17 protein-coding genes and 1 tRNA gene are annotated in these 14,462 nt (G+C 60.5%); 11 read left to right on the top strand and 7 right to left on the bottom strand.

All coding sequences use genetic code 11. The features are described from left to right. Position 1: 1 nt before the first annotated feature. The 3 genes from ACP7DW_RS10370 to gpmA form a co-directional block, all read right to left on the bottom strand. Entirely contained in the window at positions 2-1,495 is a 1,494-nt protein-coding gene (locus ACP7DW_RS10370) for a S41 family peptidase (protein ID WP_426055041.1), read from the bottom strand. Between the two features lie 33 nt (positions 1,496-1,528). Beyond that, positions 1,529-2,998, bottom strand: coding sequence for a murein hydrolase activator EnvC family protein (locus ACP7DW_RS10365; protein ID WP_426055042.1), 1,470 nt, complete (start codon positions 2,996-2,998; stop codon positions 1,529-1,531). A 76-nt stretch (positions 2,999-3,074) separates the two neighbouring features. Next, positions 3,075-3,821, bottom strand: coding sequence for a 2,3-diphosphoglycerate-dependent phosphoglycerate mutase (gpmA, locus tag ACP7DW_RS10360; RefSeq protein WP_071079849.1), 747 nt, complete (start codon positions 3,819-3,821; stop codon positions 3,075-3,077). 106 nt (positions 3,822-3,927) lie between these two features. Between gpmA and ACP7DW_RS10355 the strand changes: the two genes are divergently transcribed. From ACP7DW_RS10355 to ACP7DW_RS10335, 5 genes are all read left to right on the top strand, one after another. Then, on the top strand, positions 3,928-4,344 hold the full coding sequence (locus tag ACP7DW_RS10355) for a rhodanese-like domain-containing protein (RefSeq protein WP_071079850.1): 417 nt from the start codon (positions 3,928-3,930) through the stop codon (positions 4,342-4,344). Positions 4,345-4,369: 25 nt separating this feature from the next. Next, on the top strand, positions 4,370-4,636 hold the full coding sequence (gene grxC, locus ACP7DW_RS10350; protein ID WP_426055043.1) for a glutaredoxin 3: 267 nt from the start codon (positions 4,370-4,372) through the stop codon (positions 4,634-4,636). A 160-nt stretch (positions 4,637-4,796) separates the two neighbouring features. Further along, positions 4,797-5,270: a protein-export chaperone SecB gene (gene secB, locus ACP7DW_RS10345; RefSeq protein ID WP_010394167.1), complete on the top strand. Its 474-nt coding sequence runs from the start codon at positions 4,797-4,799 to the stop codon at positions 5,268-5,270. Positions 5,271-5,450: 180 nt separating this feature from the next. After that, positions 5,451-5,912: an SH3 domain-containing protein gene (locus tag ACP7DW_RS10340; protein ID WP_426055044.1), complete on the top strand. Its 462-nt coding sequence runs from the start codon at positions 5,451-5,453 to the stop codon at positions 5,910-5,912. A gap of 36 nt (positions 5,913-5,948) precedes the next feature. Then, on the top strand, positions 5,949-7,001 hold the full coding sequence (locus tag ACP7DW_RS10335) for an NAD(P)H-dependent glycerol-3-phosphate dehydrogenase (protein ID WP_426055045.1): 1,053 nt from the start codon (positions 5,949-5,951) through the stop codon (positions 6,999-7,001). A gap of 11 nt (positions 7,002-7,012) precedes the next feature. On the opposite strand, the gene ACP7DW_RS10330 is transcribed toward ACP7DW_RS10335, so the two are convergent. From ACP7DW_RS10330 to mscL, 4 genes are read right to left on the bottom strand one after another with little or no spacing between them, the layout of a single operon-like run. Beyond that, positions 7,013-7,357 carry a cupin domain-containing protein gene (locus ACP7DW_RS10330; protein WP_426055046.1) on the bottom strand — a complete coding sequence of 115 codons (345 nt, stop codon included), beginning with the start codon at positions 7,355-7,357 and terminating at the stop codon, positions 7,013-7,015. 15 nt (positions 7,358-7,372) lie between these two features. After that, positions 7,373-8,065, bottom strand: a complete 693-nt coding sequence (locus ACP7DW_RS10325) for a DUF2461 domain-containing protein (RefSeq protein ID WP_426055047.1) — start codon at positions 8,063-8,065, stop codon at positions 7,373-7,375. 21 nt (positions 8,066-8,086) lie between these two features. Further along, positions 8,087-9,247: a Do family serine endopeptidase gene (locus ACP7DW_RS10320; protein WP_426055048.1), complete on the bottom strand. Its 1,161-nt coding sequence runs from the start codon at positions 9,245-9,247 to the stop codon at positions 8,087-8,089. Positions 9,248-9,286: 39 nt separating this feature from the next. After that, a complete protein-coding gene (gene mscL, locus ACP7DW_RS10315; protein ID WP_070223752.1) occupies positions 9,287-9,736 on the bottom strand; it encodes a large conductance mechanosensitive channel protein MscL in 450 nt (149 codons plus the stop codon). Positions 9,737-10,148: 412 nt separating this feature from the next. On the opposite strand from mscL, the gene petA reads away from it, so the two are divergent. From petA to ACP7DW_RS10285, 6 genes are all read left to right on the top strand, one after another. Next, entirely contained in the window at positions 10,149-10,757 is a 609-nt protein-coding gene (petA, locus tag ACP7DW_RS10310; protein WP_086139939.1) for a ubiquinol-cytochrome c reductase iron-sulfur subunit, read from the top strand. Between the two features lie 2 nt (positions 10,758-10,759). Continuing rightward, on the top strand, positions 10,760-12,172 hold the full coding sequence (locus tag ACP7DW_RS10305; RefSeq protein WP_101483498.1) for a cytochrome b: 1,413 nt from the start codon (positions 10,760-10,762) through the stop codon (positions 12,170-12,172). A gap of 36 nt (positions 12,173-12,208) precedes the next feature. Beyond that, entirely contained in the window at positions 12,209-12,973 is a 765-nt protein-coding gene (locus ACP7DW_RS10300; RefSeq protein WP_101483497.1) for a cytochrome c1, read from the top strand. A gap of 120 nt (positions 12,974-13,093) precedes the next feature. Continuing rightward, positions 13,094-13,705, top strand: coding sequence for a glutathione S-transferase N-terminal domain-containing protein (locus ACP7DW_RS10295; protein ID WP_010394154.1), 612 nt, complete (start codon positions 13,094-13,096; stop codon positions 13,703-13,705). A gap of 96 nt (positions 13,706-13,801) precedes the next feature. Continuing rightward, a complete protein-coding gene (locus ACP7DW_RS10290; protein ID WP_071079859.1) occupies positions 13,802-14,314 on the top strand; it encodes a ClpXP protease specificity-enhancing factor in 513 nt (170 codons plus the stop codon). 26 nt (positions 14,315-14,340) lie between these two features. Continuing rightward, positions 14,341-14,416, top strand: a tRNA-Thr gene (locus ACP7DW_RS10285). Positions 14,417-14,462: the final 46 nt, after the last annotated feature.

Genomic DNA, 14,462 nt, shown 5'->3' with positions numbered 1-14,462 from the left:
ACTACGGTTTTTGCACAGGTATCTTTTTGTCATCGGCCTTGATGTCGGAAGCGATTTCCGGCTTGGCGCCGATCTTCTCCGCCTTCGGGTCCACCTTGGCCAGCTGCACCGGCAAGCCCTGGAAGTGGTTCAAGGCTTGCTGCAACTGGAAATCATCCTTGGCGCCATATTCGAGCGGCTTGCGCTTTTTCGCTGTGGCGATCAGGCGCTGCTCTTCTTCCAATTGATCCTGCCTGCCTTCCATCGTCGGCTTGGCCGCTTCCGGCTTGCCGTCGTTGCTGCTCAAGTGTTTTTCCAGGTCCGCCTCGCGAATGCGCAGGCTGTTCCAGCCATCGCCTTCGGCCGTTTCATCGACCAGCAAGTCGGGCACGATGCCGCGCGCCTGGATGGCCCGGCCTTTCGGCGTGTAGTAGCGGGCCGTCGTCAGCTTGACGGCCGTATCGGCCGTGATCTGGCGCAAGGTTTGTACGGAACCCTTGCCGAACGTTGGCGTGCCGATGACGGTGGCGCGCTGGTAATCCTGCAAGGCGCCGGCGACGATTTCCGAGGCGGACGCGGAGCCGGCATTGACCAGCACCACCAGCGGCACGGTTTTCAGCGCGGCCGGCAGCTTGGCCAGCGGGTCGGCCTTGGCGCCCGGCGGCGCATAGAATTCGCGGCGGCCATAAAACACTTGCTTCGACTCTGGCAACTGGCCCTTGGTGGAAACGATCACGGAATTACCCGGAAGAAATGCTGTCGCCACGCCGATAGCGCCCGGCACGACGCCACCGGGATCGTTGCGCAAGTCCAGCACCAAGCCCTTGAGCTTGGGGTCTTGCGCATACAGCGCGTTGATCTTTTTGACCATATCATCGACGGTCGGTTCCTGGAACTGGGCGATGCGCAGCCAGGCATAGCCGGGCGCGACCATCTTGGCCTTCACGCTTTGCACGCGGATTTCCTCGCGCACGATGGGGAACACCAGCGGGCGGCTTTCGCCCTTGCGCGACATGGTCAGCACCAGCTTGCTGCCGGGCTGGCCGCGCATCTTCTTGATGACGTCCTCCAGCTGCAAGCCCTTCAGGGGGATATTGTCGAGGCGGGTGATCAGGTCGCCGGCCAGGATGCCGGCCTTGGCGGCCGGGCTGTCCTCGATGGGCGAGACGACTTTCACGTAGCCGTCTTCCATGCTCACTTCGATGCCGATGCCGACAAACTTGCCCTGCACGCTTTCGCGCATTTCCTTGAAGGCATTTTTATCGAGGTAGACGGAATGCGGGTCCAGCGACGAGACCATGCCGGAAATGGCTTCCGTCAAAAGTTTTTTGTCTTCCACCTTCTCGACATAATCGGACTTGATCAGGCCGAAGACGTCGGACAGCTGGCGCAGCTCGTCGAGCGGCAGCGGGGCATTCGTGATTTTCTGCGCCACGGCCGGGAACTGCAGCGACATGCCGATGCCGGCCAGCACGCCCAGACCGATCAGGCCGATACTTTTGACTTTGATACCCATGTATTCTTCGCCTCTACAAATTCGCTGGGGAACTTAAAACTTCACCCAGGTGGCTGGATCGAAGGCGCGGCCCTGATGACGCAACTCAAAGTATAGCCCCGATTCCTCGTTGCCGCCGCTGTTGCCCGCGCTGGCAATGGCGTCGCCGCCCTTGACGGCATCGCCCACGCGTTTCAGCAAGGATTGGTTATTGCCATAAATACTCATGTACTGGCCGCCATGGTCGACGATGATCAAATTGCCGAAACCGCGCAGCCAATCGGAAAACACCACCCGGCCGCCGGCGATGGCGTGGACCTCGCTGCCTTCGCCGGTGCGGATGAACACGCCCTTCCAGCTGGGGCCGTCACCACGCTTGCTGCCGAAGCGGGCGGCGATCTTGCCCGCCACAGGGGCGCGCAGCTGCCCTTTCAGGCTGGCAAAGGCGCCGGCCGGCGCGGCCGGGCCCAGGCTTGGGCGTTCCGGCTCCGGCTTGGGTTCCGGCTTGGGTTCCGGCTTCGGCGCCACCTTGGCCACCTGCGGCGGCTCGTCGTCGTCGATCGGTTCCAGTTTCACGGGCGGCGCTGGCGGCGTTTGCGGCTTGATCTTGCCCGATTTGTTTTGTTGTTCTTTCGCCAGGCGTTCGCGTTCGGCCTGCGCCTGGGCGGCCTTGGCGCGCGCGGCCAGCAAGCGTTCGCGCTTTTCCGCCGCGATCTTGGCGTCGGCGGCCGCTTTCGCGGCGGCGCGCTGCTCGGCCAGCAATTGCTGGCGTTTCTTTTCAGCCGCGGCGGCGGCGGCCTGCTCTTCGATCAGTTTCGCCAGCTTGTCGACCAGGCTGCCCATGCGCTGTTCGTCGCGCTCGACATTGCCCACTTCCTTGCGCTGCGCCACCAGGCGCTGCGACAAGCTCGTCAGCAAGGCGGCGCGGCGCGCCTTCTCTTGCACCAGCAGGGCCTTCTGGTCGCGCTCTTCCTGCGCGATTTCTTCCAGTTCATCCTTGGCGTTCTGCACGTCCGCCTGGTTTTTCTCCACCGCCAGCAAGTTGGCGCGCAAGGCGTCGAGCAGGCGCGCCTGCGCCTGCGACACATAGGCCATCAATTGCAAGTCGCGGTTGATGCGGTTCGGATTGTCGCCCGACAAGAGCAGCTTGATGCGGTCTTCGTTGCCGGCAACATATTGTTCACGCAGCAATTTGGACAGCTGCGTTTTTTGTTTTTCGACGGTGGCCGTCAGTTGCTGGTGCTCTTGCCCCAGCGCATTGAGTTTCACGCCCGTCGCGCTTTGCTCCTGCGCCAGGTCGCGCAAGGCGCGGTTGGCGTTGGAAATGGCCTCTTCCGACTCGGCCAGGGTATCGGCCGCGTCATCCTTGGCGCTTTCCGTGCGGCTGATGTCGCGCTTGAGCGCCGTCAGTTTTTGTTGCAATCCAGCACGTTGTGCTTCCGCGGCCGCCTTCTGCTTGCTGCGTTCGGTGGGCTTGGCGCCCTGCGCGGCACCGCTGGACAACAGCAGCGCTGCGCACAGCATGGCACCGGCGCGCCACGCCGGCAGGGATCGTTCAGCAGAGGGGGCGATTGCTGTGCCGCGGAAGAAAGACAACAAGTTACTTGGCCTTCCCTTGGTTCGCCACGGCCGCTTGCGCTGCCGCAATCGCTGCCGGGTCGCCCAGGTAGTAATGACGGATCGGTTTCAGGTCGGCGTCCAGTTCATACACGAGCGGCTGGCCGTTCGGGATGTTCAGGCCGACGATATCGCTGTCGCTGATGCCATCGAGCATCTTGATCAGCGCGCGCAGGCTGTTGCCGTGGGCCGAGATGATGATTTTCTTGCCGGCGCGAATGGCCGGGGCGATTTCCTCGTCCCAGGCCGGCATCACGCGCGCCACGGTGTCTTTCAGGCATTCGGTCAGCGGAATCGACGCTTTCGGCAAGCCGGCGTAGCGCGGATCGTTGAACGAGGCGCGCTCATCGTCTTCCGCCAGCGGTGGCGGCGGCGTGTCGTAGCTGCGGCGCCACACCAGTACTTGCTCGTCGCCATACTTGGCGGCCGTCTCGCCCTTGTCCAGGCCTTGCAGGGCGCCGTAGTGACGCTCGTTCAAGCGCCAGTCGTTCTTGATCGGCAGATACATCATGTCCATCTCGTCGAGCGCCAGCCACAGGGTGCGAATGGCGCGCTTCAGGACGGAAGTGTAGGCCACGTCGAACGTAAAACCTTCCTGCTTGAGGATCTGGCCGGCGGCCCTGGCTTCGTTGACGCCCTTTTCCGTCAGATCGACGTCGGTCCAGCCGGTGAAGCGGTTATCGAGATTCCAGGTGGACTCGCCGTGACGCATGAAAACGATTTTGTACATAGTTCTATCTTCTCAAGGGGTTCAAATCAAAAAAGCAAAACGTAAAAAGACCTCGTCCAGCTTCTATTTTATAATGCGCGGATTGACTTAAACCATTGGACCCTACGTGAAATTCATTATCGACCACATTTTTCTGTTTGCCATCGTCATTATTTCCGGCGGCGCCCTCCTCTGGCCACTGCTGTCGATGCGCGGCAAACGCGCGACCGTGCTGGAAGTCACGCAACTGATCAACCGCGGCAAGACCATCATTGTCGACGTGCGCAGCGCGGAAGAATTCGCCACGGGCCACTTGCCTGACGCAAAAAATATGCCGCTGCCGGAACTGGCAAAACGCCTGGGCGAGCTGGAAAAATTCAAAACGCGCCCCATTGTAGTGGTTTGCCAGAAAGGTTCGCGTTCGGCAACGGCCGTCGGCCTGCTGGGCAAAGCCGGTTTCGCCGAGGCAACGAGCCTGGAAGGCGGCATCGACGAATGGAAAAAGCAGGGTTTGCCATTGAAAACCTTGTCGCTGGCGAAGTAAGCCGGCCTTAACCGAAGGAATCATCATGACCGTACCAGTAATTGTTTACAGCACCGCCGTGTGCCCGTATTGCGTGCGCGCCGAGCGCCTGTTGGAAGCCAAGGGCGTGACCGTGCAAAAGATCCGCGTCGACCTCGACCCGGAAGAGCGCATCAAGATGATGGAACGCACGGGCCGCCGCACGGTGCCGCAAATCTATGTGGGCGAAACCCACGTGGGCGGATTCGACGATTTGTATGCGCTCGATCAAGCCGGCAAGCTGGACCCCTTGTTAAATGGCGCGGCAGCCTGATATAAAGCGGGTTCGAGAAATTGCTTGGTTTTTTGTCGTATTGTTTTGATACAATTGCCCTCGCACCTGATCTGGCCGCGCCTACCCGGCGCGGTTTGAATACCGCAAGCACCATATTTGAACGGTGTGCCGTTCTTGTCCTTTACAACGAAAGCGTTCCATGTCTGACGAAAATCTGCAACCAGTCTTCCAAATCCAACGCGTCTACCTGAAAGACATGTCGCTGGAACAACCAAATTCCCCAGCTATTTTCCTGGAACAAGAAGCACCAGCGATCGAAGTGGCTCTGGACGTGGGCGCGGCGCCTCTGGCCGACGGCATCTTCGAAGCCACCGTGACCATCACCGTGACCGCCAAAGTCGGCGATAAAGTCGCTTTCCTGGTTGAAGGCAAGCAAGCTGGTATCTTCGAAGCACGCAACATTCCTGCCGATCAACTCGATCCGCTGCTGGGAATCGGCTGCCCGAACATCATCTACCCTTACCTGCGCGCCAACATCGCCGACGTGATCACCCGTGCCGGCTTCCCGCCAGTGCACCTGGCCGAGATCAACTTCGAAGTGTTCTACCAACAACGTCTGCAAGCTATTGCTGACGCCGCTGCAGCAGCTCCAGCAGCCAGCGAAACGCACTAAGAACATCTCACCAAACCTGCTGCGCGGCGCGCCTTGCGGCCTGCGATGCTCGCTGTGCTCTAGCACAGCTGCGCTTCTCGGCCACAATGCACTGCCGCTCGCGACGGTTTTGTGAGTGTTCTATACTGCAGGTAAGAAACGGCGGCCTGGCCGCCGTGTTTCGTTAAGGTTCAAAATATCATGTTGAAAAGTGCGCTCTTGAGCAAGTTCCGCTGGATCGCCGGCGCCGTGCTGCTGCTGGCCACCGCCGCCAGTCACGCCGTCGATTTCAAAACGGTGGGCGCAAACCCCGTGATCCTGTACGACGCGCCGTCCGCCAAGGGTGGCAAGCTGTACGTGGCGCCACGCGGCATGCCGCTGGAAGTCGTGCTCAGCTACGGCGAATGGGTCAAGGTACGCGACGCCAGCGGCGAAATGGCCTGGACCGAAGCCAAGGGCCTGTCGGCCAAGCGCAACGTCGTGGCGCGCGCCGCGAACCTCAAGGTGCGCGCCAGCCCCGATGACACCGCCTCCGCCATCATCCTCGTCGACAAGGGCGTGCTGCTGGAAATGAGCGAGCAGCCAAGCGCCGGCTGGATTAAAGTGCGCCACAAGGATGGCCAGAGCGGCTACGTCAAGACCAGCGAAGTGTGGGGCTTGTAAGCACCGCGTCCGTCCCCCCTGCCCCGTTGAGGTTGCATGCAAGTTTCTCCTGAAGTCACTCCCGATAGTATTCCCGCCGCCCGCAAGATCACCATCCTGGGCGCCGGCGCCTGGGGCACGGCCGTGGCCATGGCCCTTGCCGGCCGCCACGACGTGCTGCTGTGGGGCCGCAACAGCGAAGCCATGGCCGCCATGGCCGCCAGCGGCGAAAACAGTTACTTGCCCGGCTTCCCTTTGCCGCCGCAACTGCGCATCAGCGCCGATTTCGACGCCGCCGTCGCGCATGCCGGCGGCGAACACGGCCTCCTGATCGCCGCCTGCCCCGTGGCGGGCCTGCGGCCGATGCTGCATCAACTGAAAGATCAACTGAAAGACAAGGCCATCGGCAACCTGGTGTGGCTGTGTAAAGGGTTTGAAGGCGGCACGGGCCTGCTGCCGCACCAGATCGTGCAGGAAGTGCTGGGAGATACCATCCCCGGCGGCGCCCTGTCCGGCCCCTCGTTCGCGCAGGAAGTGGCGCGCGGCTTGCCGTGCGCGCTGACCATCGCCTCGCACAGCGCCGCCTTGCGCGGCGCCGTCGTCTCGGCCTTGCATGGCGGCACCATCCGCGTGTATGCGAGCGAAGACCTGGTGGGCGTGGAAGTGGGCGGCGCCGTCAAGAATGTGCTGGCGATCGCCACCGGCGTGGCCGACGGCCTGGGCCTGGGCTTGAATGCGCGCGCCGCGCTGATCACGCGTGGCCTGGCGGAAATCACGCGCCTGGGCACGGCCCTCGGCGGCCAGACGGAAACATTCATGGGGCTGACGGGCATGGGCGACTTGATTCTGACCTGCACGGGCGACCTGTCGCGCAACCGCCGGGTCGGCCTGGGTCTGGCGCAAGGCAAGGCGCTGGCCACCATCGTGGCCGAACTCGGTCATGTGGCCGAAGGCGTGCCGTGCGCCAAGGCCGTGCGCGAACTGGCGCGCCGCATGGGCGTCGACATGCCGATCACCAACGCGGTGGCCGGCGTGCTGTTCGATGGCGATTTGCCGCACGTGATGGTGCAGCAACTGCTGTCGCGCGATCCGCGCGCCGAGGCGGCCTGAGCGGCCCCGGTCTACCGGCCCGCCTTGGCCATCAATATCGTCAGCAGCAACAAACTGTCTTCGCGCGCTTCCAGGGCATGCGCCTGGCCGCCGAGCAGATACAGCATCTGCCCCGGCCCCAGCAGGTGCACGCCGCCATGCGCCGTCACCGCCACCTGCCCTTGCAGGCACAGCAGGGTGATTTCACCGAAGACATGATGCTCGGGCATGGTCTTGCCCTTGGGCATGCACATGCGGATCAATTCCAGTTCGTCCGTCTTGGCCAGCGCGATGGCGGAAAACTGCGACAGGTCGTCGCCATCCCTGCGCAATACCTCGATCACCTGTCCTGAACTTGCGTGCTCCAGCGCCATCATGTGCTCCTTCGGCAATTACTCGGGGACTTCCTCCGGCTCTTTCGCGCCGCGCATCCACTCGACCAGCGGCCATGCGTCCTGCAAGCCTTGCGCCAGGGTCGGCAGCAGTTTCTCGGGCTCATTGACGGGCAGCGGTACTTCGGTCCAGACAAAAAAGCTTTTGAGCTTGATGAATTCGATATGTTCGGCGTCCGCGTCAAACCCCTTGGGCGGGCGCTGCAGCTTGCCCTCATTCTGGATGGTGCCGAAACGGGCCTTCAAGCGCTTATTTTTCAGCACTTTGGAAAAACCTGGCGCGTCGTTGACCATGTGTTCGCGCAGCGCCTTCAGGCGGCCTGGCGGCGGCATGTATTCGCCGGCGCCGAACAGTAAATGTCCCTGGCCATCGATCTGCAGATAATACGTGGGACCGCCCGCCTTGCTGGGGCGGCGCATGTCGTTCGGCGCGATGGCGGCCGAAAACCGCGTTTTATACGGGCTCTTGTCGTGCGCGAAACGCACGTCGCGGTTGATGCGGAACATGGCCTTCTTCGGATTGCAGTATTTCACGGCCGGGTCGAACTTGCCGAGTTCAGCAATGAGCGACGTCACCAGCGCCAGGAATTCCTCGCGCAGGATGTCGTAGCGGGGCTTGTTCATGACAAACCAGGGACGGTTGTTGTTGTCGCTCAGTTCACGTAAAAATTGGGTCAAATCACGCACATGCATGTGTCAAATTCCGATCAGCAACTATTTGGAAAGCTCTTTCGGGATGGGGCGCTTGCCCACCATCACGTCGAGCGCCGCTTCGCGATTCTTGCGCAGCACCGTCATTTTAGCTTTTTCGCCGGGCGGCAGTTGGGCGATCAGGTTCAGCATTTCCGTCGTGTCGCCGACGGGTTTGCCTTCCACCGTCAGCAGGATGTCGCCGGGCACGATGCCCGCCTTGTCGGCCGGGCCATTGCGCACCACGCCGGCGATGATGGCGCCGCTTGAGCGCTGCAAGTTGAAGCTTTGCGCCAGCTCGGGCGTGATGTCCTGCGTTTCCACGCCGATCCAGCCGCGCACCACGTGGCCATCCTTGATGATGGCTTCCATCACGGTTTTCGCCGTCGAGACGGGAATGGCGAAGCCGATGCCGACCGAGCCGCCGCTTTGCGAGTAAATCGCCGTATTGATGCCGATCAGATTGCCGCGCGTGTCGACCAGGGCGCCGCCCGAGTTGCCGAAGTTGATGGCCGCATCCGTCTGGATGAAGTTTTCAAAGCTGTTGATGTGCAGGTTGTTGCGGCCCAGCGCGGAGATGATGCCCATGGTCACCGTCTGGCCCACGCCGAACGGGTTGCCGATGGCCAGCACCACATCGCCCACGCGCGCCAGTTCCGACTGGCCCAGCACGATGACGGGCAACTTGTCGAGGTTGATCTTGATGACGGCCAGGTCCGTTTCCGGGTCCAGGCCGACGATCTTGGCAGGCGCCTTGCGGCCATCGGTGAGCACCACTTCGATTTCGTCGGCGCCTTCGACCACATGGTTGTTGGTCAGCACATAGCCTTCATGGCTGACGATGACGCCGGAACCGAGGCTGTTTTTCAAGTCCTCGCCATCCTCGGCGTCCGGGTCGCGCTCGCCGAAGAAACGTTTGAAGAAGGGATCGCGCGCCAGCGGATGGGCGCCGCGCTTGGGCACTTGCAGGGTGAGGATGTTGACGACGGCGGGCATGGCGCGCGCCGCCGCGTCGCGGTAGGAACCGGGCGCCAGGCTGCTCGACGCCGTTTCCACCACGGGCACCGGCTTGGCGGGAGAGCCCAGCTGCTGTACCCGGCTGGCCGGGCGCAGCGCGCCGTACACAAAGTACAGCGCCAACGCGATCGTCACGGTTTGCGCAAACAATAACCAGAATCGTCGCATAGTTCTCAGCCCAGGTCAGCCGGCCGGTGCCGGAACGACTTATTTTGCCAGATTGTTGCTGTTGCGTGCGTTCTGCTGCAGGGAATCGCGGATTTCACGCAGCAGCACGATGTCTTCCGGCGTGGCCGGCGCCGGTGCCGGCGCGACCGGTTCGCTGCGGCGGGCCTTGTTCATCAGGCGCACCATCTGGAAGATGATGAAGGCAAGAATGATAAAGTTGAGCAAAATGGTCAGAAAATTACCGTAGGCCAGCACGGCGCCCGCCTTTTTCGCTTCCACCAGCGTCATCGTCGTGGCTTGGCCATTCAGCGGCAGGTAGTAATTGGCGAAATCGAGGCCGCCGAAAATCCGGCCGATGGGCGGCATGATCACGTCTTGCACCAGGGAATCGACAATCTTGCCGAAGGCACCGCCAATGATGACACCGACCGCCAGATCGACGACGTTGCCTTTCATTGCAAATTCTTTAAATTCTTTCATCATTGCCATGAATTTCTCCTTTGGATAGATATAAAAACATGCCGATCATACTATTGATTCCTGGGGACACCAACTTGTGGTTGTCGGCGAGACCAATTCGTGCACAGCCGGACGCGTCTAGTTCGAAAGAACTAGCCACCTCCTGCAAAAGTATATAAATTATGGTACAAGCAACGTTTTTGTTCTATTCGTTGTTTGCTTCACTTATAATTTGCGGTTGCCAGAAGTGGATTTTTCACTTCCGGATAATCAACAAGAAACTGGCATGGGCTGCGCCATAGTCCGAAGTTCCGCAGGGATGTTGCCACTTTACCGCGCAAAGACGCGGGTTGCGGCAATCAGTGGGAAAGAGCTTCGGCGACGGGTTTTTCGCGGCTGCCACTCATAATAAAGATTCGCATTTTGACTGATTGGGGTTTGCATGAGTAACGAAAAGCAGGTCGATTCAGGCCGTCGCGGCTTGCTCGTCGCCACGTGCGCGGCGGGCAGTGTAGTTGGATTGGCAACCGCGGGAGCCTTGGTAAGCACCTTCCAGCCGTCGGAGCGCGCGAAAGCGGCTGGCGCGCCGGTCGAAGTAGACATCACCACCTTGCAACCCGGCGAAATGCGCACCGTCGAATGGCGCGGCAAGCCGGTCTGGATCCTGAAGCGCACGCCGGAAATGATCGCGTCCCTGAAAAAGACCGATGGCAAAGTCGCCGATGCCAATTCGCAACGCAATCCCGCCGAATTCACGCCACCGTACTGCATGAACGAAGCGCGCTCGATCAAGCCTGAAATTCTCGTCGCCGTCGGCATCTGCACCCATCTGGGCTGCTCCCCTTCCTCGAAATTTGCCCCCGGCCCGCAACCGTCGCTGCCCGATGACTGGGAAGGCGGCTTCCTGTGCCCTTGCCACGGCTCCACCTTCGACATGGCAGGCCGCGTGTTCAAGAACAAGCCGGCGCCGGACAACCTGCAAGTGCCGCGCCATATGTACCTGAGCGACACCAAATTGCTGATAGGTAAAGACGAGAAAGGCGAGGCTTGATCATGGCAGCTTTTAAAGAAACGAAATTCCCGGCAGACGCTCCCGTCGCCGAAAAAGCGCTGGGCTGGGTCGATGACCGCTTTCCCCTGACCAAGCTGTGGAACGACCAATGGGGCAAGTACTACGCCCCGAAAAACTTCAATTTCTGGTACATCTTCGGCTCGCTGGCCATGCTGGTGCTGGTCTTGCAGATCGTCACCGGCATCTTCCTGACCATGCACTACAAACCGGATGCGGCCCTGGCCTTCAATTCCGTCGAGTACATCATGCGCGAAGTACCGTGGGGCTGGCTGGTGCGCTACATGCACTCGACGGGCGCCTCGGCCTTCTTCATCATCGTCTACCTGCACATGACGCGCGCCCTGCTGTACGGCTCCTACCGCAAGCCACGTGAACTGATCTGGCTGTTCGGTTTCGCCATCTTCCTGTGCCTGATGGCCGAAGCGTTCTTCGGCTACCTGCTGCCATGGGGCCAGATGTCGTACTGGGGCGCCCAAGTGATCGTCAACCTGTTCGGCGCCATCCCGTTCATCGGCCCTGACCTGTCGTTGTGGATCCGCGGCGACTATGTTGTGTCCGACGCGACCCTGAACCGCTTCTTCGCCTTCCACGTGATCGCCATCCCGCTGGTACTGCTGGGCTTGGTTGCAGCGCACTTGATCGCCCTGCATGAAGTCGGCTCCAGCAATCCGGACGGCATCGAAGTGAAAGAAAACCTGGGCGCCGATGGCCACCCGGTCGATTCGATTCCGTCGCATCCGTACTACACCGTGCATGACCTGTTCGGCGTATCGATCTTCCTCGTCATTTTCAGCGCCGTCGTGTTCTTCGCGCCGGAAATGGGTGGCTACTTCCTGGAATACAACAACTTCCTGCCCGGCGACTCGCTGAAGACCCCGCTGCATATCGCGCCAACCTGGTACTTCACGCCGTTCTACTCGGTGCTGCGTGCCACCACGGCCGACTTCATGTACGTGCTGATGGGTGTCGTGGCGGCCTACGTGGTGTTCATCTGGCTCAAGTCGCGCCTGTCGACGACCGTCAAGTCGGCCATCGCCGGCATCGCCATCGTCGCCATCATCGGCATGCTGCCGCAAGTGCTCGATGCGAAATTCTGGGGCGTGGTGTTCTTTGGCGGTTCCGTCGTGATCCTGGCCTTCCTGCCATGGCTCGACCATTCGCCCGTGAAATCGATCCGCTACCGTCCGAACTGGCACAAATATGTGTACGCCATCTTCGGCCTGTCGTTCCTGATCCTGGGCTACCTCGGCACCCAGGCGCCAACGGATACGAAAACCATCGTGTCGCAAGTGTGCACCCTGATTTACTTCAGCTTTTTCCTGCTGATGCCATGGTGGAGTGCCATGGGCAAGTTCAAGACCGTGCCGTCGCGTGTGACGTTTCACCCGCATTAAGCCGCTCTCACGCCACGCTCAAAGGACATACATCATATGAAGATTGCAAAAAAACTGCTCGCCATCCTGGCCTTCGTGCCCGCCATGGCTCTCGCCAGCGAAGGCGGCTTTCCGCTGGACAAGGCTCCTGACCGCCAGACCAACATGGCAGCGCTGCAGCATGGCGCCAAATTGTTCGTCAATTATTGCCTGAATTGCCACGCCGCCGTGTCGATGCGCTACAACCGCCTGCGCGACCTGGGCTTGACGGAAGACCAGATCAAGCAGAATCTGTTGTTCTCCGGCGATAAAGTCGGCGACTTGATGACGACCAGCCTGGCACCGCAGGACGCCAAGGCCTTCTTTGGCGTCGTACCGCCGGATTTGTCGGTAATTTCGCGCGCGAAATCATCTTCCGCTGGCACAGGCGGCGACTACCTGTATACTTACCTGCGTACGTTCTATAAAGACGACACTCGGCCGACCGGCTGGAACAACATGGTCTTGCCGAATGTTGCCATGCCGCATGTATTATGGGAATTGCAAGGTGTCCAGACTGCCAAGTTCGTGGAAGAAAATGATCCGCACGAAGCTGGCAAGAAGATCCACAAATTTGCCGGCTTCGAGCAGGTCAAGCCCGGCACGTTGAACAAGATCGAGTATGACAATGCGGTAGCCGACCTGGTCGGCTACATGGAGTGGATGGCCGAACCGGCACAGCAAACACGCAAGCGCCTGGGCGTGTGGGTGCTGCTGTTCCTGTCGGTCTTTGCTCTGCTGGCATGGCGCCTTAACGCGTCGTTCTGGAAGGAAGTCAAATAAGTGAGGCGCCGGCCATAGGCCGGTTTATGCCTGTTTCTGCGTTGTCCGCATGAGTGGACAAGCGACCTGGGGTGAGCCGTTCGCGGCTTCACCCCCTTTGTTTCTAAGGAACTATAAAAAATGATGGTTCTCTATTCGGGTACAACCTGCCCATTTTCGCAACGCTGCCGCCTGGTCCTGTTTGAAAAAGGCATGGACTTCGAAGTGCGCGACGTCGACCTGTTCAACAAGCCGGAAGATATTTCGACCATGAACCCGTATGGCCAGGTGCCTATCCTGGTCGAGCGCGAACTGATCCTGTATGAATCGAACATCATCAACGAGTACATCGATGAGCGCTTCCCGCATCCGCAACTGATGCCGGCCGATCCGCTAATGCGTGCCCGCGCGCGCCTGATGCTGTTCAATTTCGAAAAAGAACTGTTCGTGCACGTGCACGTGCTGGAAAGCGAACGCGCCAAGAGCAACGACAAGGCCCACGACAAGGCACGCGCGGAAATCCGCGACCGCCTGACGACCCTGGCGCCGCTGTTCCTGAAAAACAAGTACATGCTGGGCGACGAATTCTCGATGCTCGACGTGGCTGTCGCGCCGCTGCTGTGGCGCCTGGACCACTACGGCATTGAACTGTCGAAGACGGCCGCACCGCTGATGAAATACGCCGAACGCATCTTCTCGCGTCCAGCCTATATCGAAGCGCTGACGCCATCCGAGAAAGTGATGCGCCGTTAAGATATTCCCGGCAAGCCACGCTTGCCGGGGTATCTGTGTCTTTTGAATTACCGGTGCGCCGCCTTGCGGGGGCGCTCCCGCCTCACAGTGCCTACCATGTCTGAAATCTCAACCAAACCCTATATGCTGCGCGCCATCTACGAATGGTGCACCGACAGCGGCTACACGCCTTATCTCGCGGTCAAAGTCGATTCGCGCACCACGGTACCGATGGAATACGTGAAAAAGGGCGAAATCGTGCTCAACATCAGCTTCGGCGCCACCAGCGGCCTGAAGATGGACAACGACGCCGTCCGCTTCCACGCCCGCTTTGGCGGTGTCTCGCGCGAAATCTACGTACCGGTCGACAACGTGATGGCCATCTACGCCAACGAAAACGGCCAGGGCATGGCCTTCGAGCCCGTGCTGGGCAACGATGACCCCGACGCGCAGCCGACCGACAGCCCGGCCTCCGCCGACCTGCCGCCGCCAGCGCTGGCCCCGGTCTCCAGCGCCCCGACCCTGTCGTCCGTGCCGACCAGTTCCCCCGAACAACGCGACAACGCCACGCCCGGCGACGACGAGCCACCAAAAAAAGGCGGCCGCCCGACCCTGACACGCATTAAATAGCGTATAATTCGCAACGCGCAGTTTTTGCCGACTTAGCTCATTTGGTAGAGCAGTTGATTTGTAATCATCAGGTGGCCAGTTCGAAACCGGCAGTCGGCACCAGAATATTAAGGGCTTACAGAAATGTAAGCCCTTTTCTTTTGGGCCA

This window comes from Janthinobacterium sp. PSRC1-1 (assembly GCF_049897525.1).
In the GTDB taxonomy this organism is placed as follows: domain Bacteria; phylum Pseudomonadota; class Gammaproteobacteria; order Burkholderiales; family Burkholderiaceae_D; genus Janthinobacterium; species Janthinobacterium tructae.
The sequence above is the reverse complement of the archived record's forward strand: the minus strand, read 5'-3'. Positions and strand labels throughout refer to the sequence as shown.

What these genes read in the sequence shown, in the direction of transcription:
- ACP7DW_RS10370 (WP_426055041.1), bottom strand. Translation starts at nt 1,495, where the DNA reads ATGGGTATCAAAGTCAAAAGTATCGGCCTGATCGGTCTGGGCGTGCTG.
- ACP7DW_RS10365 (WP_426055042.1), bottom strand. Translation starts at nt 2,998, where the DNA reads ATGCTGTGCGCAGCGCTGCTGTTGTCCAGCGGTGCCGCGCAGGGCGCC.
- gpmA (WP_071079849.1), bottom strand. Translation starts at nt 3,821, where the DNA reads ATGTACAAAATCGTTTTCATGCGTCACGGCGAGTCCACCTGGAATCTC.
- grxC (WP_426055043.1), top strand. Translation starts at nt 4,370, where the DNA reads ATGACCGTACCAGTAATTGTTTACAGCACCGCCGTGTGCCCGTATTGC.
- secB (WP_010394167.1), top strand. Translation starts at nt 4,797, where the DNA reads ATGTCTGACGAAAATCTGCAACCAGTCTTCCAAATCCAACGCGTCTAC.
- ACP7DW_RS10340 (WP_426055044.1), top strand. Translation starts at nt 5,451, where the DNA reads ATGTTGAAAAGTGCGCTCTTGAGCAAGTTCCGCTGGATCGCCGGCGCC.
- ACP7DW_RS10335 (WP_426055045.1), top strand. Translation starts at nt 5,949, where the DNA reads ATGCAAGTTTCTCCTGAAGTCACTCCCGATAGTATTCCCGCCGCCCGC.
- ACP7DW_RS10330 (WP_426055046.1), bottom strand. Translation starts at nt 7,357, where the DNA reads ATGATGGCGCTGGAGCACGCAAGTTCAGGACAGGTGATCGAGGTATTG.
- ACP7DW_RS10325 (WP_426055047.1), bottom strand. Translation starts at nt 8,065, where the DNA reads ATGCATGTGCGTGATTTGACCCAATTTTTACGTGAACTGAGCGACAAC.
- ACP7DW_RS10320 (WP_426055048.1), bottom strand. Translation starts at nt 9,247, where the DNA reads ATGCGACGATTCTGGTTATTGTTTGCGCAAACCGTGACGATCGCGTTG.
- mscL (WP_070223752.1), bottom strand. Translation starts at nt 9,736, where the DNA reads ATGGCAATGATGAAAGAATTTAAAGAATTTGCAATGAAAGGCAACGTC.
- petA (WP_086139939.1), top strand. Translation starts at nt 10,149, where the DNA reads ATGAGTAACGAAAAGCAGGTCGATTCAGGCCGTCGCGGCTTGCTCGTC.
- ACP7DW_RS10305 (WP_101483498.1), top strand. Translation starts at nt 10,760, where the DNA reads ATGGCAGCTTTTAAAGAAACGAAATTCCCGGCAGACGCTCCCGTCGCC.
- ACP7DW_RS10300 (WP_101483497.1), top strand. Translation starts at nt 12,209, where the DNA reads ATGAAGATTGCAAAAAAACTGCTCGCCATCCTGGCCTTCGTGCCCGCC.
- ACP7DW_RS10295 (WP_010394154.1), top strand. Translation starts at nt 13,094, where the DNA reads ATGATGGTTCTCTATTCGGGTACAACCTGCCCATTTTCGCAACGCTGC.
- ACP7DW_RS10290 (WP_071079859.1), top strand. Translation starts at nt 13,802, where the DNA reads ATGTCTGAAATCTCAACCAAACCCTATATGCTGCGCGCCATCTACGAA.